17 protein-coding genes are annotated in these 18,982 nt (G+C 62.8%); 8 read left to right on the top strand and 9 right to left on the bottom strand.

The window, feature by feature from the left end:
* Window positions 1-23: 23 nt before the first annotated feature.
* On the bottom strand, window positions 24-1,550 hold the full coding sequence (locus tag JL2886_RS15130; protein ID WP_065272766.1) for a cryptochrome/photolyase family protein: 1,527 nt from the start codon (window positions 1,548-1,550) through the stop codon (window positions 24-26).
* Window positions 1,551-1,907: 357 nt separating this feature from the next.
* Here JL2886_RS15130 and JL2886_RS15125 point away from each other — a divergent pair, with 357 nt between their 5' ends.
* A complete protein-coding gene (locus JL2886_RS15125) occupies window positions 1,908-3,482 on the top strand; it encodes a 2-isopropylmalate synthase (protein WP_065272765.1) in 1,575 nt (524 codons plus the stop codon).
* Between the two features lie 118 nt (window positions 3,483-3,600).
* On the opposite strand, the gene JL2886_RS15120 is transcribed toward JL2886_RS15125, so the two are convergent.
* Entirely contained in the window at window positions 3,601-4,395 is a 795-nt protein-coding gene (locus JL2886_RS15120) for a 23S rRNA (adenine(2030)-N(6))-methyltransferase RlmJ (RefSeq protein WP_065272764.1), read from the bottom strand.
* Between the two features lie 275 nt (window positions 4,396-4,670).
* On the opposite strand from JL2886_RS15120, the gene JL2886_RS15115 reads away from it, so the two are divergent.
* The 7 genes from JL2886_RS15115 to JL2886_RS15085 are packed head-to-tail and all read left to right on the top strand — an operon-like array spanning window position 4,671 to window position 11,690.
* Complete coding sequence (locus JL2886_RS15115) at window positions 4,671-5,717, top strand: rod shape-determining protein (RefSeq protein WP_065272763.1); 1,047 nt, start codon at window positions 4,671-4,673, stop codon at window positions 5,715-5,717.
* 50 nt (window positions 5,718-5,767) lie between these two features.
* Window positions 5,768-6,709 carry a rod shape-determining protein MreC gene (mreC, locus tag JL2886_RS15110; protein WP_065272762.1) on the top strand — a complete coding sequence of 314 codons (942 nt, stop codon included), beginning with the start codon at window positions 5,768-5,770 and terminating at the stop codon, window positions 6,707-6,709.
* Window positions 6,702-7,238 carry a rod shape-determining protein MreD gene (locus JL2886_RS15105; RefSeq protein ID WP_065272761.1) on the top strand — a complete coding sequence of 179 codons (537 nt, stop codon included), beginning with the start codon at window positions 6,702-6,704 and terminating at the stop codon, window positions 7,236-7,238. Before mreC ends, JL2886_RS15105 begins: the two co-directional genes overlap by 8 nt.
* Window positions 7,238-9,184 (top strand): penicillin-binding protein 2, encoded by a 1,947-nt coding sequence (gene mrdA / locus JL2886_RS15100; protein ID WP_065272760.1) that lies wholly within the window; start codon window positions 7,238-7,240, stop codon window positions 9,182-9,184. Before JL2886_RS15105 ends, mrdA begins: the two co-directional genes overlap by 1 nt.
* Window positions 9,181-10,320: a rod shape-determining protein RodA gene (rodA, locus tag JL2886_RS15095; RefSeq protein WP_065272759.1), complete on the top strand. Its 1,140-nt coding sequence runs from the start codon at window positions 9,181-9,183 to the stop codon at window positions 10,318-10,320. The genes mrdA and rodA overlap by 4 nt, the downstream gene beginning before the upstream one ends.
* Window positions 10,321-10,356: 36 nt before the next feature.
* On the top strand, window positions 10,357-10,767 hold the full coding sequence (locus JL2886_RS15090) for a VOC family protein (RefSeq protein ID WP_065272758.1): 411 nt from the start codon (window positions 10,357-10,359) through the stop codon (window positions 10,765-10,767).
* On the top strand, window positions 10,764-11,690 hold the full coding sequence (locus JL2886_RS15085) for a 2-hydroxyacid dehydrogenase (protein WP_065272757.1): 927 nt from the start codon (window positions 10,764-10,766) through the stop codon (window positions 11,688-11,690). Before JL2886_RS15090 ends, JL2886_RS15085 begins: the two co-directional genes overlap by 4 nt.
* A gap of 76 nt (window positions 11,691-11,766) precedes the next feature.
* Here JL2886_RS15085 and JL2886_RS15080 read toward each other — a convergent pair whose 3' ends face one another.
* From JL2886_RS15080 to JL2886_RS15050, 7 genes are all read right to left on the bottom strand, one after another.
* Complete coding sequence (locus JL2886_RS15080; RefSeq protein WP_065273743.1) at window positions 11,767-13,782, bottom strand: M3 family metallopeptidase; 2,016 nt, start codon at window positions 13,780-13,782, stop codon at window positions 11,767-11,769.
* A gap of 78 nt (window positions 13,783-13,860) precedes the next feature.
* Window positions 13,861-14,211, bottom strand: coding sequence for a hypothetical protein (locus tag JL2886_RS15075; RefSeq protein WP_065272756.1), 351 nt, complete (start codon window positions 14,209-14,211; stop codon window positions 13,861-13,863).
* A 34-nt stretch (window positions 14,212-14,245) separates the two neighbouring features.
* Window positions 14,246-15,376: a HesA/MoeB/ThiF family protein gene (locus JL2886_RS15070; RefSeq protein WP_065272755.1), complete on the bottom strand. Its 1,131-nt coding sequence runs from the start codon at window positions 15,374-15,376 to the stop codon at window positions 14,246-14,248.
* On the bottom strand, window positions 15,376-15,831 hold the full coding sequence (gene dut / locus JL2886_RS15065) for a dUTP diphosphatase (protein ID WP_065272754.1): 456 nt from the start codon (window positions 15,829-15,831) through the stop codon (window positions 15,376-15,378). The genes JL2886_RS15070 and dut overlap by 1 nt, the downstream gene beginning before the upstream one ends.
* Window positions 15,832-15,881: 50 nt before the next feature.
* The gene (gene coaBC, locus JL2886_RS15060; RefSeq protein ID WP_065272753.1) at window positions 15,882-17,078 is read right to left on the bottom strand and encodes a bifunctional phosphopantothenoylcysteine decarboxylase/phosphopantothenate--cysteine ligase CoaBC; all 1,197 of its coding nucleotides are present in this window, start codon (window positions 17,076-17,078) and stop codon (window positions 15,882-15,884) included.
* A gap of 84 nt (window positions 17,079-17,162) precedes the next feature.
* Window positions 17,163-17,957: a ChaN family lipoprotein gene (locus JL2886_RS15055; protein WP_065273742.1), complete on the bottom strand. Its 795-nt coding sequence runs from the start codon at window positions 17,955-17,957 to the stop codon at window positions 17,163-17,165.
* A gap of 59 nt (window positions 17,958-18,016) precedes the next feature.
* Window positions 18,017-18,895, bottom strand: a complete 879-nt coding sequence (locus JL2886_RS15050; protein WP_065272752.1) for an RNA polymerase factor sigma-32 — start codon at window positions 18,893-18,895, stop codon at window positions 18,017-18,019.
* Between the last annotated feature and the right edge of the window lie 87 nt (window positions 18,896-18,982).

The following is an 18,982-nucleotide window of genomic DNA, read 5'->3' as shown; positions in this document are numbered from 1 at the left end:
CCAGCGGCGGTCCGCCCTTCGGGTCAGACCGTACCGCCCGCCTCAAGCCCGGCCAAAAAGGCGTCAGCCTCTTCCAGAATCTGCGCGCGCTTCTCCGCATCCATCCGGTCCCAGCTGCGGTACATGTTGCCCATGCGCGGATTTGCCGAGAACCGCTCCCGGTGGCGGTCGAGGAAATGCCAGTAGAGCAGGTTGAACGGACAGGCGCCCTCCCCCACCTTGCGGCTGACGGAATAGGCGCAGGATTTGCAGTAATCCGACATGCGGTTGATATAGGCCCCGCTTGAGACATAGGGTTTGGAACCCACGATACCGCCATCAGCAAACTGGCTCATCCCGACGGTATTAGGCGCCTCGACCCACTCAAAAGCATCGGCATAGACAGCCAGATACCATTCGTGCACCTCCTGCGGATCAATCCCGGCCAGAAGCGCGAAATTGCCGGTCACCATCAGCCGCTGGATATGATGAGCATAGGCCTCTTCCCGGGTCTGCGATACCGCCTGTGACAGGCAGTGCATGCCCGTCTCAGCGCCCCAGTAAAGCGGCGGCAGCGCGCGATCATGGCCCAGCACATTGCGCTGCGGATAGTCCTCTCCTTCGAGGAAATAGATCCCACGCACGAATTCGCGCCAGCCAAGGACCTGCCGGATGAACCCTTCGGCGGCGTTGAGCGGCACATCACCTGCTTTCCACGCCTCTTCGGCCGCGACGCACAGCTCCATCGGCTGCAACAGGCCGATATTGAGATATGGCGACAGAACCGAATGGTAGAGCCATTTCTGCCCTGTCATCATCGCATCCTGATAGTCCCCGAACAGCGGCAGGCCATGCCGGATGAAATGCGCCATTGCCCTCAGGGCATCGGCACGGGTGACCGCGAAATGGAACGGACGCAGATCGCCGAAGTGGTCCCCAAACCGCCGCTCGACAAGGTCCAGAACCTCTTCCGTCTCGTCATCCGGGGTGAACTGCATGGGCCCCGGGGCCCTGATGTCCTTGGGCGGTGCCTTGCGGTTCTCCTGATCGTAGTTCCATTTGCCCCCGGCGGGGTTGTCACCCTCCATCAGCAATCCGGTCTTGCGCCGCATCTTGCGATAGAAATACTCCATGCGCAGTTGCTTGCGCCCCTCGGCCCAGTCGTTGAAATCAGCCCGCGTGGCAATGAACCGCGTATCCGGCCTGAGGCTAACCTTCAAAGGCAGAGACTGCAGATGCCGGATCAGCCGCCATTCCCCCGGCGTTGTGGCGATCACCTCATCAGCGCCGCTCTGGGCCGCCCGGCGCAGGATTTCCTCCGCGATGGAGCCGGTGTTTTCCGCATCGTCAAGCCGGGTATAGGCGACAGTCCAGCCCTCTGCCCGCAACTGCTCCGCAAACTTCCGCATCGCCGCGAGAATCAGCGCGATCTTCTTGGGGTGGTGACGCACATAGGTACCTTCCTCGGCAACCTCGGCCATGACGATGATGTCGGTGTCCTTGTCCGCGACCTGCAGCGCCGACAGCGACAGGCTCAGTTGATCGCCAAGAATTAGGATGAGTTTTGCCATGTGTCCTGCCTCTGCCGCACCTTTTGCCTATGGCTCATCGCCAAGGCTCTGGCGCAGCTAGGAGGAATTTCCCACAAATCAAATCTGCCCGCACCAAAGCGCTCTGCCGACCGCCAAATGGTCAGGATCACTGAGCTATTTTCGCTCTTTCCATTCGCGGCGCGCTCTGTATAACTTTGCCGCATGACAGCTCGCGCACATATCTTCGGCCCGGCCACCGCCATTTGCGGTGCGGCTCTGCGCGACCTACTGATCCTAACCCGCCTCTGAGCGTGCCATTCGGCGCGCCCGCTCAGAGGAGGAGGCTTGCGCGCCACGAGAATGGATCCAGGACAGAGTTTTAAGAAAGCTACCGACATGACGACTGCACTTGAAAAAGATCGCGTATTGATCTTCGACACCACTTTGCGCGACGGCGAGCAGAGCCCCGGCGCCACCATGACCCACGATGAAAAGCTGGAAATCGCGGGCCTTCTGGACGAGATGGGCGTCGACATCATCGAGGCCGGTTTCCCCATCGCCTCCGAAGGCGATTTCAAAGCGGTGAGCGAGATCGCCGAACGCTCCAAGAACGCGGTGATCTGCGGTCTGGCGCGCGCCAATTTCAAGGATATTGACCGCTGCGCCGAGGCCGTGCGCAAGGCTGCGAAACCCCGCATTCATACCTTTATCGGGACATCGCCCCTGCACCGCGCCATTCCGAATCTCACCATGGATGAGATGGCCGAGCGGATTCACGACACGGTGACCCATGCGCGCAATCTCGTCGATGACGTGCAATGGTCGCCCATGGATGCGACACGCACCGAATGGGATTATCTCTGCCGGGTGATCGAGATCGCCATCAAGGCCGGCGCCACCACCATCAACATCCCCGACACCGTCGGCTATACCGCGCCGCTGGAATCGGCTGATCTGATCCGCCGCCTGATCGAAACCGTACCGGGCGCGGACGAGGTGATCTTTGCCACCCACTGCCACAACGACCTGGGTCTTGCCACGGCCAACGCTCTGGCCGCCGTCGAGGGCGGCGCGCGTCAGATCGAATGCACCATCAACGGTCTGGGCGAGCGAGCCGGCAACACCGCGCTCGAAGAGGTGGTGATGGCGCTGAAGGTGCGCAATGACATCATGCCTTGGCACACGCAGATCGACACCACCAAGATCATGCATATCTCCCGCCGGGTCTCCACCGTCTCTGGCTTCCCGGTGCAGTTCAACAAGGCCATTGTCGGCAAGAACGCGTTTGCCCACGAAAGCGGCATCCACCAGGACGGGATGCTGAAGAACAAAGAAACTTTCGAGATCATGCGCCCCGAGGACGTAGGTCTTTCAGGAACCTCGCTGCCGCTTGGTAAGCACTCGGGCCGCGCGGCGCTGCGCGACAAGCTGAATAACCTCGGCTATGAGGTCGGCGACAACCAGCTCAAGGATATCTTTGTCCGCTTCAAGGAGCTTGCCGACCGCAAGAAGGAAGTCTTTGACGACGACATCATCGCCCTCATGCGTTCTGGCGAGGATGCCGAGAACGATCATCTGCAACTGGTGTCGATGAAAGTGATCTGCGGCACCGGCGGCCCGGCCGAAGCGACGCTGGAAATGGAGATCGACGGCAAGGATCTGAGCGCCACGGCACAGGGCGATGGCCCGGTGGATGCCGCCTTCAAGGCGGTGCGCGAGCTCTATCCGAACTCGGCGCATCTGCAGCTTTATCAGGTTCACGCCGTGACCGAAGGCACCGATGCACAGGCAACGGTTTCCGTCCGGCTGGAGGAAGACGGCAATATCGCCACCGGCCAGTCGGCCAACACAGATACTGTGGTTGCCTCGGCCAAGGCCTATATCAACGCGCTGAACCGGCTGATCGTGCGCCGCGGCAAGGTCGGCGAAGGCGCCGATACCCGCGAAATCTCCTACAAGGACGCGACCTGAGCGTCTGAAAGATTCGGCGCCGTGCCGCAGGCGCGGCGCCAGGCCCAACGCCTTGTCGCCCATCTATGATGGGCGGCCAAGGGGGCGGGAGATCCCCCCTCCTCTACGGGTCTTCGCCTCAGTCCTGATTGAGCCTCTCGAACAGGGCAGAAATACGCGCGGCTTCCTCTTCGGCGCCGAAGGGCGCATTCACTACGAACATACCCGATCCAACCATCCGGTGACCGGCGCGCACCGGCGGAAAGCGCACCTCGTGGCGCAGGGCGCCCGGCAGCGCCTGCGTCTCCAGCGCGCTCAGCATCTTTTGATGCGCCCCATCTGTCAGGATCGGATACCACAGCGCGATGACGCCGACGTTCCATTTCCGGTGCAGCTTGCCGATGATGCCGGGGATACGTGCGTAATCGGATTTTATTTCAAAAGACGGATCGATCAGCATGAGCCCTCGGCGCGGCGTCGGCGGTGCCAGCGACAGGGCCAGCTCGAACCCATCCTGCTGATGCACCTTGGCATGCCAGGGCCGCAGTGCCTGCCGCAGGGCAGCGTATTCCTGCGGGTGCAATTCGGCAAAATGCAGGCTGTCCATCTCGCGCAGCAGGGCCGCCGCCACCAGCGGCGATCCGGGATAGCTGGTCTCGCCAAACCGCTCGCGGCAGGCATCAATGGCGCGGCTCAGCGGATGATCCTCCCCCAGTCCGTGATTTTCCAGCACCCGGGAAATCCCCGCGGCCGCCTCCCCCGTCTTAAGCGCCTCGGGTGCCTGCAGCTCATAGACGCCCCGCCCGGCGTGGGTTTCGATATAGCTGAGCGGTTTGTCCTTGCGAGTCAGATAGGCCAGCATCCAGGCCAGAAGCGCGTGTTTCTGGACATCCGCCAGATTTCCGGCGTGGTAGATATGTTGATAGGACAGCATGACACAGCCCCTACCCCGGTTGGCGCGCCATAGAAAGATCCTTTCGCCGATGCTGCGCCGCAAAACGCCCTGCCCGGCATCGTCCAAGAACCACCCGAACCACAGTGTTCAACATGCCCAAGGCGTGGCCAACCCCCATGTTTCACAGGCGGAAAGGCGCTAGTTGGAGGTAATCGGCCCTTTCGCGGCAGCGCTGCGCTGCTTATAAGATCTACAATGCGCGTTGGCAGCAGAGTCGCGGGCACGAACGGCAGAACTTACAGGATCCCTCATTTATGGCGCTCTTTGGAAATTTAGGCGGTCTGTTCACTTCGGACATGGCCATCGATCTCGGCACTGCGAACACTCTGGTCTATGTCAAGGGCCGCGGCGTGATCCTGTCCGAGCCGTCGGTTGTTGCCTATCACGTCAAGGACGGCGTCAAAAAGGTACTGGCCGTGGGCGAGGACGCCAAGCTGATGCTGGGCCGCACCCCCGGCTCGATCGAGGCGATCCGCCCGATGCGCGAAGGCGTGATTGCGGACTTCGACACCGCCGAGGAAATGATCAAGCATTTCATCCGCAAGGTGCACAAACGCTCGACCTTCTCCAAGCCCAAGATCATCGTCTGCGTACCCCATGGCGCGACCCCGGTTGAAAAACGCGCGATCCGTCAGTCGGTGCTCTCCGCAGGTGCCCGCCGCGCCGGGCTGATCGCAGAGCCCATCGCCGCCGCCATCGGCGCGGGCATGCCGATCACCGACCCCACCGGCAACATGGTCGTGGACATCGGCGGCGGTACCACCGAGGTGGCGGTTCTGTCCCTTGGGGATATCGTATACGCACGCTCGGTCCGCGTCGGCGGCGACCGCATGGACGAGGCAATCATCTCCTACCTGCGCCGCCAGCAGAACCTTTTGATCGGTGAAGCCACCGCCGAGCGTATCAAGACCTCCATCGGCACCGCCCGCATGCCCGACGATGGCCGAGGCCAGTCGATGCAGATCCGCGGCCGTGACCTGTTGAACGGCGTGCCCAAGGAAATTGAGATCAGCCAGGCGCAGGTCGCCGAGGCGCTGGCCGAACCGGTGCAGCAGATCTGCGATTCCGTGATGACCGCGCTGGAAACCACCCCGCCGGATCTGGCCGCCGATATCGTCGACCGTGGCGTCATGTTGACCGGCGGCGGCGCGCTGCTGGGCGATCTGGATCTGGCCCTGCGCGAGCAGACCGGCCTTGCGGTTTCCATCGCCGACGAAAGCCTGAACTGCGTGGCCCTTGGCACCGGCAAGGCGCTGGAATTCGAAAAACAGCTGCGCCACGCCATCGACTACGACAGCTGAGGCGCCCAGCCCCGCGCCTGCCGGGGTGATCCACACCCGAAAGGAGTCCCTTGGCCAAAGACCGGTCACAGCGCGAAGATTATTCCGCCCCGCTGCGCCGTTTGCTGATCGGGCTGGTGTGCCTGTGCCTTGCCGCCATTTTTCTGGTCTGGCGGATCGATAGCCCAAGGGTGGAACGCTTCCGCGCGCAGCTGGTGAATACCGTTGTGCCGAATATGGACTGGGCCATGGTGCCGGTCACCGCGACGGTCAACCTGTTCCGGGACTTCCAAAGCTATCAGCGCCTTTCCGAACAGAACCAAGAGTTGCGCTCCGAACTGCGCCAAATGCGCGCCTGGAAAGAAGCTGCGCTGCAGCTGGAACAGGAAAACGCCCGCCTGCTGGATCTCAACAACGTGCGGCTCGATCCCAAGCTGACCTATATCACCGGTGTGGTGATGGCCGACAGCGGATCGCCCTTTCGCCAGTCTGTGATCCTCAACATCGGCGCCCGGGACGGGATACAGGATGGCTGGGCCGCCATGGACGGGATCGGTCTGGTGGGACGTATTTCCGGCACCGGACAGGATACCGCGCGGGTCATTCTGCTGACTGATGCCGCCAGCGCGGTGCCCGCCACCATCCAGCCTTCGGGGCAGACCGTTCTGGTGACCGGTGACAACAGCGCTGCGCCAGTGCTGGATTTCCTTGAAAACCCCGATCTGATCCGCCCCGGCGACCGGGTCATCACCTCTGGCGATGGCTCCGTCTTTCCGCCCGGGCTGCTGATCGGTCAGGTGACCGAGGACCGCACCGGCCGTAAGCGGGTGCGCCTGTCTGCCGACTACGAACGGCTGGAATTCCTGCGGGTGCTGCGCCATCAGGGCTCTGAGGTGATCAAGGAGCCCGGCGGACTGGTTGTCCCGGCGCCGGATGCCACTGTGCCTCTCCCGCGGCCGCAAAACCTGGCGCCCGAGGCTCTGTCCGCGTCCGAAGGGGAGAGCAATGGCTAGCACCTCGCCCGCGCGGATCTGGATGATGCGGATGGCCTTTCCGGCTCTGGCACTGGTGCTGATCTTCTTTCACCTGCTGCCGCTGGACACGCTGCCGCGCCGTTGGGCGCCGCCAGACCTGCTGCTGGCGCTTGCCATGGCCTGGTCACTGCGGCGGCCGGATTTCGTGCCTGTTCTGCTGCTGGGGGCAACCATGCTGGTCGCCGACATGATGTTCCAGCGCCCGCCCGGCCTTTTTTCGCTGCTGGTGGTACTGGGCTGCGAATTCCTGAAGTCGCGAATCCCGCCGCACCGGGAAACCGCCTTTGCCGCGGAATGGCTCGCCGTCGCCTTTGTGATCGCAGGTATCGTGGTGCTCAACCGAGCCATTCTTGCTATTCTGGCCGTGGCGCAGGCACCCTTGGGCCTCACGCTGATTCAAGCCCTGCTGACGATTGCCGCCTATCCTCTGGTCGTGATCTTCAGTCAAAGCCTATTGGGTGTACGCAAACTGTCACCTGCCGAAGCCGAAGCCCTGGGAAGCCGCTGATGAAACGCAATCCGAAAGAGCTAGAGTTCAGCCACCGCAAGCTGACCCGTCGGGCGCTGCTTCTGGGCGGTTTGCAACTGGGGTTTGCGGGCGGGTTGGCGGCACGCATGCGCTATCTTCAGGTAGATCAGGCCGATCAGTTCCGGCTGCTGGCCGAGGAAAACCGGATCAATATCCGCCTGCTACCGCCAGCACGCGGTGAGATCTTCGACCGCAACGGCATCACCCTGGCGCAGAACTCGCCCTCCTATCGCATCACCATCGTCCCCGAGGACGCCGGCGATGTAGGCGAGGTGATCGCCAAACTGTCGCGGCTGATCGAAATCGACCCTGAAGATATCGAGCGCGCCATGGCCGAAATGCGCCGCTCTCCGCCCTTCCTGCCGGTGACGCTGGCCGATCAGATCGGCTGGGAGGACATCTCGAAAGTGGCGGTCAACGCCCCTGCCCTGCCCGGCATTACCCCCGAGGTCGGCCTGACGCGGATCTATCCGCAACGCGGCGCCTTTGCCCATGTGGTCGGCTATGTCGGGCCGGTCTCGGATTATGACCTCAGCAAGATGGAATCGCCGGAACCGATCCTGCGCATTCCTCGTTTCCAGATCGGCAAGGTTGGGTTTGAGGCCAAGCGTGAGGACGCCCTGCGCGGCAAGGCCGGCGCCAAGCGCGTCGAGGTGAATGCTACCGGCCGCGTCATGCGCGAGCTGGACCGGCGCGAAGGTGAGGCCGGCGCCGACATGCAACTGACCGTCGATGTCGAGTTGCAAAGCTATGTGCAGGCGCGCCTTGGCAACGAAAGCGCCGCCGCGGTGATCATCGATTGCGAACATGGGGACACCCGCGCCATCGCCTCCTCGCCCAGCTTTGATCCCAACCTCTTTGTGCGTGGCATCTCGGTCGCCGACTATAGCCTGCTGACCGGCGACCCCTACCGTCCGCTGGCGAACAAGGCGGTGCAGGGCACCTATCCGCCAGGTTCGACCTTCAAAATGGTGACAGCGCTGGCTGCACTGGAGGAAGGGTTGATCGGCCCCGAGGAAACCGTCTGGTGCCCCGGGTATCTGGAGGTCTCCGGCCGCAGGTTCCACTGCTGGAAACGCGCGGGCCATGGGCATGTGGATCTCAACACCTCGCTGAAACAATCCTGCGACGTCTATTACTACGATCTGGCGCTGAAGGTGGGGATCGACAAGATTTCTGCCATGGCGAACCAGCTAGGGCTGGGTGTGCGTCACGATCTGCCGATGTCGGCCGTGGCCAGCGGCCTGGCCCCCAACCGCGAGTGGAAGCAGCGGGTGCACGGGCAGGACTGGCTGATCGGCGACACTGCAAACGCCTCTATCGGGCAGGGCTATATGCTGGCCTCGCCAATGCAACTGGCAGTGATGACCGCGCGGATCGCCTCGGGGCGCAGTATCACCCCGCGTCTGCTGAAATCCATCGACGGGATCGAGCAACCCAGCGGCGGCGGCGAGCCTTTGGGGCTCAATGAAAACAACCTGCGGACCGTGCGCAGGGGCATGTTCTCGGTCAGTAACGACCGGCGCGGTACTGGCTACCGCTCACGCATCATCGCCGAAGACATCCGCATGGCCGGCAAAAGCGGCACCAGCCAGGTGCGCAATATCACCGCGGCCGAACGCGCCGCCGGGGTGATCCGCAACGAGGATCTGCCCTGGGAGCGGCGCGACCACGCGCTCTATGTCTGCTTTGCGCCTTATGACAAACCCCGCTTTGCGGTTGCTGTGGTGGTCGAACACGGGGGTGGCGGGTCACGCGCCGCCGCACCCATTGCCCGCGATGTTATGTTGCAGGCGCTGTTTGATGGAACGCCGCCCCTGTCCGCCTACCCCAAAGGCGATCGCAGCCGCATCAAGGCGCAGCAGGAACGGCTGGAACGCGAACGTCTGAAACGGGAAGAAACCGGAGGCAGCGACCGGGCATGAGTTATCTTGAAAGCCGCGCCAAATCCGTCCCCTCGGGCCTGCGCAAGATCCTGTATCTGAACTGGCCGCTGACCTTGCTGCTGGCCTCGGTCGCCGGGGTGGGGTTCCTGATGCTCTATTCCGTGGCAGGTGGGTCGTTCTCGCCCTGGGCCGAGCCGCAGGCAAAACGCTTTGCCCTTGGCATGGCGGTGATGATCATGGTGGCCATGGTGCCGATCTGGTTCTGGCGCAACATTTCCGTCCTCGCCTATCTGATGTCCATCGTGCTGCTGCTGGCGGTGGAGTTCTTCGGCACCGTCGGCATGGGGGCGCAACGCTGGATCGACATTGGTTTCATGCGGCTGCAACCCTCTGAACTGATGAAGATCACCCTCGTTATGCTCTTGGCTGCCTATTACGACTGGCTGCCAACGGAAAAGACCTCGCGCCTGTTCTGGGTGCTGGTGCCGGTGATCATGATCCTGTTCCCCACATTTCTGGTACTGCGGCAGCCGGATCTGGGCACCTCGATCCTGCTTATGGCCGCCGGTGGCGGCGTCATGTTTCTCGCAGGAGTGCACTGGGCCTATTTCGCGACGGTGATTGCTGGCGCCGTTGGTCTGGTCACGGCGGTGTTCTACAGCCGCGGCACCGACTGGCAGCTGATCAAGGACTACCAGTTCCGCCGCATCGATACCTTTCTTGATCCCTCTCAGGATCCGCTCGGCGCGGGCTATCACATCACCCAGTCCAAGATCGCCCTTGGCTCGGGCGGCTGGTCAGGGCGCGGTTTCATGCAGGGCACCCAGTCCCGATTGAACTTCCTGCCGGAAAAACACACCGATTTCATCTTTACCACCCTGGCAGAGGAATTCGGCTTTATCGGCGGCTTTACCCTGCTCAGCATCTACGTGCTGATCATCGTCTTCTGCGTCGCCACCGCGCTTGCGGCGCGAGACCGGTTCTCGTCACTGGTGACGCTTGGCATCGCCATCACCTTCTTCCTGTTCTTTGCCGTGAACATGTCGATGGTGATGGGGCTGGCACCGGTTGTCGGCGTGCCCCTGCCGCTGGTTTCCTATGGGGGTTCGGCCATGCTGGTGCTGCTCGCCGCCTTTGGCCTGGTGCAAAGCGCAAACGTCCACCGCCCGCGCTAGAACGGGCGGCCCAACCAACAACAGGAATTCCGGAATATGAGCATATTTCACCTTGCCTATCATGTTGACGATCTGGAAGCAGCCCGCGCCTTTTATGGCGGTGTTCTGGGCTGCAACGAGGGGCGCAGCACCGACACCTGGGTCGATTTCAATTTCTTCGGCCATCAGATTTCGCTGCATCTCGGGCCAGTCTTTGCCACCGCCAATACGGGCAAGGTGGGTGAGCACATGGTGCCGATGCCGCATCTGGGTGTGATCCTGCCACAGGAAGAATGGCGCGCTCTGGCCGACCGGCTGGAGGCCGAGGGGATCGACTTCACCATCCCCCCCACCACCCGTTTTGCCGGAGAACCGGGTGAGCAAAGCACGATGTTTTTTCACGATCCCGCAGGCAACCCGATCGAGATCAAAGGCTTCCGGGACATGGCAGGAGTATTTGCCACATGATCAACGTTCAGTTCGCCGCCCTGCCCGCCCGCTGGGACACCTACCGCGAGCCGCTGAAACGCGCCTTTGCCGAGGCCGGGCTGACGGTCGATATGCGGCAGGATCATCCCGCCGATCAGGTGGATTACGTGGTCTATGCGCCGAATTCCGACCTGCAGGATTTCACCCCCTATACCCGCTGCAAGGCGGTGCTGAACCTCTGGGCCGGGGTGGAAAAGATCGTCGGCAACCAGACCCTGACCATGCCGCTGTGCCGGATGGTGGATCCGGGGCTGACAGCCGGCATGGTGGAATGGGTCAGCGGCCACGTGCTGCGCTATCATCTGGACATTGACCGCTCCATCGCCATGCAGGACCGGTGGGAGCCGGTGGTACCACCGCTAGCCTTTGAACGCCCAGTGACTGTGCTCGGCCTTGGCGCATTGGGCAGCGCCTGCGCGCAGAGCTTGGCCCGTATCGGATTTCCGGTCACCGGCTGGTCGCGCTCGGCCAAGGAAATCGACGGGATCACCTGCCTGCATGGAGACGACGGGCTGAAACAGGCGCTGTCAGAGGCGGAAATCGTGATCCTGTTACTGCCGGATACACCCGCGACCAACAACATCCTGAACGCCGATACTCTGGCGATGCTGCCCAAGGGCGCGCGGATCATCAATCCGGGCCGCGGTCCGCTGATCGACGACGCCGCCCTGCTGGAAGCGCTGGACAGCGGTCAGGTGGGCCATGCCACGCTGGATGTGTTCCGGGTGGAACCCCTGCCCGCAGACGATCCCTATTGGGCGCATCCCAATGTCACCGTCACGCCCCATATCGCGGCGGAAACCCGGGCTAGCACGGCATCGCAGGTGATCGCGGAAAACATCCGCCGCGGCGAGGCGGGTGAGCCGTTCCTGCATCTGGTAGACCGGTCTCTTGGTTACTGACGGGACCATTTTCTAACCCCGAAACGAATGGCGCCGGGAAGAGCAATCTTCCCGGCGCCAGTTTTTTTGCCGCAGCCTATTCTGCGGCCAGCCCCCGCCCCTTGAGCAGCGCATCCACCCCGGGCAGACGCCCGCGGAAGGCGGTATACAGCTCTGCCGGATCCTTGGAACCGCCAGTGGACAGGATATGCTCCTCCAGCGCCTTGGCGCGTTCGGGATCAAAGGCCCCGCCTGCCTCTTCAAAGGCGGCAAAGGCATCAGCGTCCATCACCTCGGACCACATGTAGCTGTAGTAACCGGAACTGTAGCCATCGCCGGAGAAGACATGCGCGAAATGCGGCGTCGCGTGGCGCATGGTGATGGCATGGGGCATGCCGATTTCGGCCAGAACCTCGGCCTGACGCGCCATCGGATCTGCCGGGGCGGCGCCATCGTGGAAGGCCAGATCGACAAGCGCCGAGGCAACGTATTCCACCGTCTGAAAGCCCATGTCATAGGTCGCAGCGCCCAGAACCTTGTCCAGCATTTCCTTGGGCATCGGCTCGCCAGTCTCGGCATGGGTAGCAAACTCGCTCAGCACCTCGGGCATTTCCAGCCAGTGTTCATAGAGCTGCGAAGGAAGCTCCACGAAATCGCGCGCCACCGAGGTGCCCGAGATGCTTTCATAGGTGACATCCGACAGCATTTGATGCAGCGCGTGGCCGAATTCGTGGAACAGTGTGCGCGCATCATCATAGGACAACAGCGCCGGATCGCCCTTGGCAAAGTTGCAGACGTTGATCACGACAGGCGCCTGTTTTTCCGGAAACTTCGCCTGACCGCGCATGGCCGAACACCAGGCACCCGAGCGTTTCGATCCACGGGCAAAATAGTCGCCGATGAAGACCGCCATATGCTCACCGTTGCGCGTGACCTCCCAGGCGCGGCAATCGGGGTGGTAAAGCGGGATATCAAGCGGCGCGAACTCCAGCCCGAACAGGCGGTTCGCACAGGAGAAGGCCGCCTCGATCATCTTGTCGAGCTGCAGATAGGGCTTCAGCTCGGCCTCATCGAGGTCATGTTCGATCTTGCGGCGCTTTTCCGAGTAATAGCGCCAGTCCCAAGGCTCCAGATCACCGTTGATACCATCGGCCTGCATTATATCGGTCAGGATGACCGCATCCGCATCCGCCCGCGCCTTGGCCGGGCCCCAGACATCCATTAGCAGGCCCCGCACGGCTTCGGGCGTCTTGGCCATTTCAGTTTCCAGCTTGTAAGCCGCGAAATTCTCATACCCCAAGAGCTTGGCTCGTTCCTCGCGCAGGGCAAGGATCTCTGCCGCAATCTCCCGGTTGTCCGTCTTGCCGCCATTGGCTCCGCGCGCCGCCCAGGCCTGGAACGCCTTTTCCCGCAGATCCCGGCGCGGAGAGAATTGCAGGAACGGCGTGATGATGGAGCGCGAGGTCGTTACGACAGGCCCGTCCACGCCCTTTTCCTTGCCCGCAGCCCGGGCAGCCGCGATGGCGAAGTCGGGCAGGCCTTCCAGATCCTCTTCAGAGAGCTCCATGAACCAGTTGCTCTCATCCGCCAGCAGGTTCTGAGTGAATTCGGTGCCAAGGGTGGCAAGCCGTCCCTTGATCTCCTGCATCCGGGCATCCTCCGCCCCTTCCAGTGCTGCACCACCGCGCACGAAACTGCGGTGGGTCAGCATCAACACGCGCTGCTGTTCCTCGGTCAGGTCCAGTTCATCGCGCTGATCCCAGACCGCCTTGATCCGCGCATAAAGCGCCTTGTTCGCAGTAATGGCCGAAGAATGCGCCGCCAGTTTCGGTGAGAATGCACGCTGCAACTCCTGCCGCTTGGGATTACTGTCGGCGCCTGCCACCGTGTAGAACACCGACAGGACCTGCTCCAGCGCCTGGCAAGGTGTTTCCAGCGCACCAATCACATTGTCAAAGGTCGGCGCATCGCGATTTGACGCGATAGCGTCGATCTGGGCGTTATGGGCCGCAAGGGCCTGATCCAGCGCGGGGGCGAAATCTTCGTCGGAAATCTGGTCGAATGGCGCGATTTCAAACGGGGTATCCCAGTGGGACAACAAGGGGTTGGTCATAGGCAAGGCCTCCTTTGCCCAGAAGCTATGCCCGCGCCCCGGCAGCGTCCAGAGACGCACGCGGATTTTCCGCAAATACTAGCCGCCCGGCCTCAAATCCTCGACCAGATCGGCGGCAATGATGCGGATCGGAACGCCTGCAATATTCGCGGCTCGGGCAATGCGCCACTCGAACCGGCCCATGACCCCATCGGTGTCGATCAGCACCACGACGGCCTCCTTGCCGGTGATTTCGGCCGCGAACAACGCCTGTTGCAGACTGTCAAGGCTGCTGCGCTTGTCGAGGCCAAACTCCACCACCCGATTGCTGTTCTCGCAATCGACCCGGATCGAGGCCCGGCCTTCGGGATAGTCGAATTGATGCACCTGTTCCGGCTCACCGCCCATCAGGGCACCGCACAACAGGGAAATATATAGCGCTTCGGACACGTGGGGACTTCGCTCTATGCGTGGCGTTTGACGCTTATTCGTTGCCAGAGGCAGCTGTGCCACCGCTGTCGTCAGACCCGTTCCCATCGCCCCCCGCGCCGCAGATCGGGCAGTCGACCCGCTGTTTCAACCCGATGCGGCGGGTTTCGCTGTAAAGGGCATCGTAGATCAGCATGGCGCCGCGCAGCACTTCGCCCGCTCCGGTGATCTGCTTGATCGCCTCCACCGCCATCATCGCGCCGACGACCCCGGGCAAGGGACCGATGACGCCGGCTTCGGAACAGCTGGGCGCCAGCCCCGCTGCCGGGGCCTCAGGGAAGATACACTGGTAGCAGGGGCCGCCTGCCTTGGGATGAAAGACGGACAGCTGCCCCTCCCATTGCGACAGGGCGCCGGAAATCAGCGGCTTGCCCAGCGCCACGGCGGTGCGGTTCGACAGATAGCGGCTTTCGAAATTATCGGTGCCATCCAGAATGATGTCATATTCCGCAAACAGGTCGGCGGCGATCTCATCCGTCAGACGGCGGTGATAGGGGCGCACGGTGACAAAGGGGTTCTGCGCCTCCATCGCCTTTTGCGCCGAGAATACCTTGGGCAAACCGATATCCTGATCGCGGTGAATAATCTGCCGCTGCAGGTTGGCGTTTTCAACCACATCGTCGTCGATGACACCGATGGTGCCAACGCCCGCCGCCGCCAGATATTGCAGCGCCGGTGCGCCAAGCCCCCCGGCCCCGATCACCAGCACCTTGGCGTTCTTCAGCTTCTTCTGCCCTGGACCGCCCAGCTCCCGCAGCACGATATGCCGCGCATAGCGGTTCAGCTCTGTCTCGGAAAACCGGCCCGGTTTGGCCGCCGTTTTCGCCTCGGCCGTGGGTGCTTGCCCGCCATCTTCGGCTTCTTCATTAGCCTCCGCCCGGGCCCGCAGACGGGACACGCCCCAGCTGTAGACACCGATCAGCAGCACGATCCCGCCAAGGATCAGCCAGGAGGAGGCAGAGCCACCGGTGGCGGCCCGCAAACCATGGCCATTCGGCAGGGTCAGTTGCAGGATCACGACGGCTGCAAACAGCAGCGCCAGCAGGCTTCCCCGCATCGCACGCGGCAGGCCCATCAGGCGCCCGCCCCACCAGATCAGCCCTGCAAGGCCCAGAACCAGTATCATTAGCCTCTCCCCGTGGAGCCAAAACCACCGCTGCCGCGCTCTGTCTCGCTCAGCTCCTGCACCTCGACGAAGACCGCCTGCAAAACCGGCGCGATCACCATCTGCGCAATCCGCTCCCCGTGGCGGATCTCGAACGGTTCCTGCCCCGCGTTCAGCACGATGACGCCCAGCGGTCCGCGATAATCGCTGTCGATGGTGCCCGGCGTGTTCGGCAGGGTGATCCCGTGTTTCAGCGCCAGGCCGGAGCGAGGCCGAATCTGGATCTCATATCCCGCCGGGATTTCCACCCGCAGCCCGGTTGGCACCAGCGCTCGCTCTCCCGGCGTTAGCAGGATGCTGCCGCGCCCTGTCAGGTCGGCCCGCAGATCCGCGCCTGCGGCGCCCGGCGTTTCATACGAGGGCAGCGGCAGATCGTGATCCGCCTCTGCATCACGGCGTATACGGATTGTCACCATATCGGAACCTGCGGTTTGATGTGCTGTGTCAGTGGCTGGATGGGACGGGCTTAGCTATCGAGGGCAGCAGCGATGCGGTTGGCCAGTTTCCCGGCAACCTCCTGCTTCGCCATGCGCGGCCATTCCTCGGCGCCGGTGTCCGTGATCAGGATCACCGCGTTTTCGCTGCCACCCATGATACCGGTGGCGGGTGAGACGTCATTGGCCACGATCCAGTCGCACCCCTTGCGCAGCCGTTTGGCGGTGGCGTTGTCCACCACGTCGTTGGTTTCTGCAGCGAACCCCACCACCAGTCCCGGTCTGTTTGCAGTCATATGCGAGACCGTTTTCAGGATGTCGGGGTTTTCAGCGAATTCCAGCGTCGGCAGACCGTCCTTGGATTTCTTCAGTTTCCGGTCCGAGGCGCTGGCAACCCGCCAATCCGCCACCGCAGCAGCGAATACGGCCGCATCGGCGGGCAAGGCTGCCTCTACTGCCGCCTGCATTTCCAGCGCGCTTTCGACGGGAACGACCTCTACCCCCTCCGGGGGCCGGACCGTTGCCGGGCCCGTGACGAACACCACTTCCGCTCCCAGGTCGCGCAGAGCACGGGCCACCGCTGTGCCCTGCGCCCCGGAGGAGCTATTGGCGATATAGCGCACCGGATCAATGGGCTCATGTGTCGGGCCGGAGGTCACGACGATGCGTTTGCCGCTGAGAGGTCCATCACGAAACTCGGCGGCAACGGCAGCGACGATTTCATCCGGCTCGGCCATCCGGCCCGGGCCGAATTCGCCGCAGGCCATGCCGCCCGCGTTGGGGCCGACAAATCGGATGCCGTCTGCTTTCAGCGTGGCGATATTGCGTTGCGTGGCGGCGTGTTCCCACATGCGCACGTTCATGGCGGGCGCCACCAGAACCGGCGTGTCGGTGGCCAAGAGCAGGGTCGAGGCCAGATCATTGGCCAGCCCCTGCGCCATCTTCGCCACCAGATCCGCGGTGGCAGGCGCCACCACAACCAGATCGGCGCTGCGCGACAGTTGGATATGCCCCATCTCCGCCTCGGCTGTGAGGTCAAACAGATCCCGGTGCACCGGCGCACCGGCCAGGGCCGAGACCGACAGCGGGGTCACGAATTCTTCCCCGGCCTTGGTCAGGACCGGCGCCACGCTGGCGCCCTGATCCTGCAGGCGGCGGATCAGTTCCAGCGCCTTATAGGCCGCGATGCCGCCACCGATGATCAGTAGAATATGTTTGCCTGCCAGCATATTATCCGCCCCTGCGCCACCTTGGAGTTCTGCGTCAGCGCCGACTTTACTTGGCCCAGGCCAAAGTGTGAAACGGTTTTCCCCTCAACCCTTGCCGAAGGCAAGACAGGGGTCCGGGCGCTCTGCCGCCGCGCTATCCAGCAGCAGATCGAAATCCCCGGATATCGCGCCGCCCTCGCTTTGGCCAAGGCTCTGGATCCGCACCTCGGGCCGCGCCTTTGACAGGTAGACCGCAAGTCCCCGATCCAGCCGTGCATGACCATTGCCGGTGATCACCGCCACCGGCCCGCCAGTCTCTTCCAGCGCCTGATCCACCGCTGCAGCAAGTGCCGCATCACGCAGCCGCTGGAAATCGACCAGCACCGGCAGCATTTCAGCAGGCATCGCATTGCAGTGATTGGCCATCTGATCCGCCTCGCGTTCCGTCTGCTCCGCCTCCGGCAGGGGCTGATCCAGCCCGAAACCTGCGGCCCGGGCGCCAAAATAGGCCGCGATCCCCTGATCCAGCGCCTGACGCGCGACCGAGCGCGGTACCAGCGCGCCGTACTGCCGCGCGGGCGCAGCAGCGGCAAAGACCGGCGCGTAGAGCGCAAACTCCGGCCAGCCCGAGGCCTCCCAATCGAGCGCGTCGGCAGTCGCTTCCGCATCGCTCATCATTGGCTCGCTCAGCCTCTCTGCCTGCGCCTCCGTGATCATTTCCCAAACCACGGCGCGCGGCGCCAGATGCCGCAGGATTTCGGCCTGCTTCTGGTGGTGGGCCGCGTTGTCATGCACCTCACCCAGAATAGCCACATCGGCTTCCTGCAGGACTTCGGCCGCAGCCTTGGCCGAGGGAAGCACTGCAGGCTCGGCCACGGCGGCGGAGTTTGCCCCATACATAACGAAAGCGGCTGCCGCACAGACGGCACCCGCTTTTCTGATAAAAAGAATCGACTTTGTCATGAGAGGAAGTTGTGCACCTCCCGGGAGCACCCTTCAAGCGTTTTCCGCATCTTCTGAAACGCCGCGGCCTCCAGTTGGCGCACGCGTTCCTTGGACAGGTTCAGCTCGTTACCAAGGCTTTCCAGCGTGCGCGCCTCTTCCCGCAGTTTGCGTTCGGTGATGATGAACCGCTCCCGCTCGTTCAGCGCCTGCAGCGCCTCGACCAGCCAGGCCCGCAGCTGGCGCCGGTCGTGCCGCTCTTCCACCAGTTCAGCGGCCTGCGCGCTGTCATCCTCCAGCGCCTCGATCCATTCGCGGCCCTCGTCCTCGGAAGATTGCACGGCGTTGAGCGAGAAGTCAGAGCCGGACAGCCGCCCGTCCATCATCTCCACATCGCGCAATGGCACGCCGATTTCCGTGGCGATCTGCTGGTTCAGCTGATGCTTGTCGAGTTTGACGCCTGCCGCGCGCGCCTCGCGCTCCAGCTGGGCCTGCACCCTGCGCATATTGAAAAACAGGGATTTTTGCGAGGAGGTGGAGCCGGTGCGCACCATCGACCAATTGCGCATCACGTAGTCCTGGATCGACGCCTTGATCCACCAGACCGCGTAGGTGGAAAACCGCACCCCCCGGTCGGGGTCGAATTTGTCTGCCGCCTTCATCAGCCCGACACCGGCCTCTTGGATGAGATCATTCATCGGCGCGCCGTAGCGTTTGAATTTCGCGGCCATCGAGATCGCCAGCCGCATATAGGCGTGGATCAGCCGGTGCAGTGCTTCTTCGTCACGGTCGTCGCGCCAGGCATAAGCCAGGCGCAGCTCCGTTTCAGCGTCCAGAAGCTCGGCCTTCATGGCCTGCTTTGGCAGCGGGTTTTCACTGGTCGTGTCAAGTGCCATGATACTCCCCTCCAAACTGATTACTAATGTTACGCAGTGGCGCCGGGATCGGATCACTTTGGCTGTATTTTTTCTCCGATCAGGCCC

The organism is Phaeobacter gallaeciensis, from assembly GCF_001678945.1.
In the GTDB taxonomy this organism is placed as follows: domain Bacteria; phylum Pseudomonadota; class Alphaproteobacteria; order Rhodobacterales; family Rhodobacteraceae; genus Phycobacter; species Phycobacter gallaeciensis_A.
Note: the sequence above shows the minus strand (reverse complement) of the source record. Positions and strands in the feature narration are given on the sequence as shown.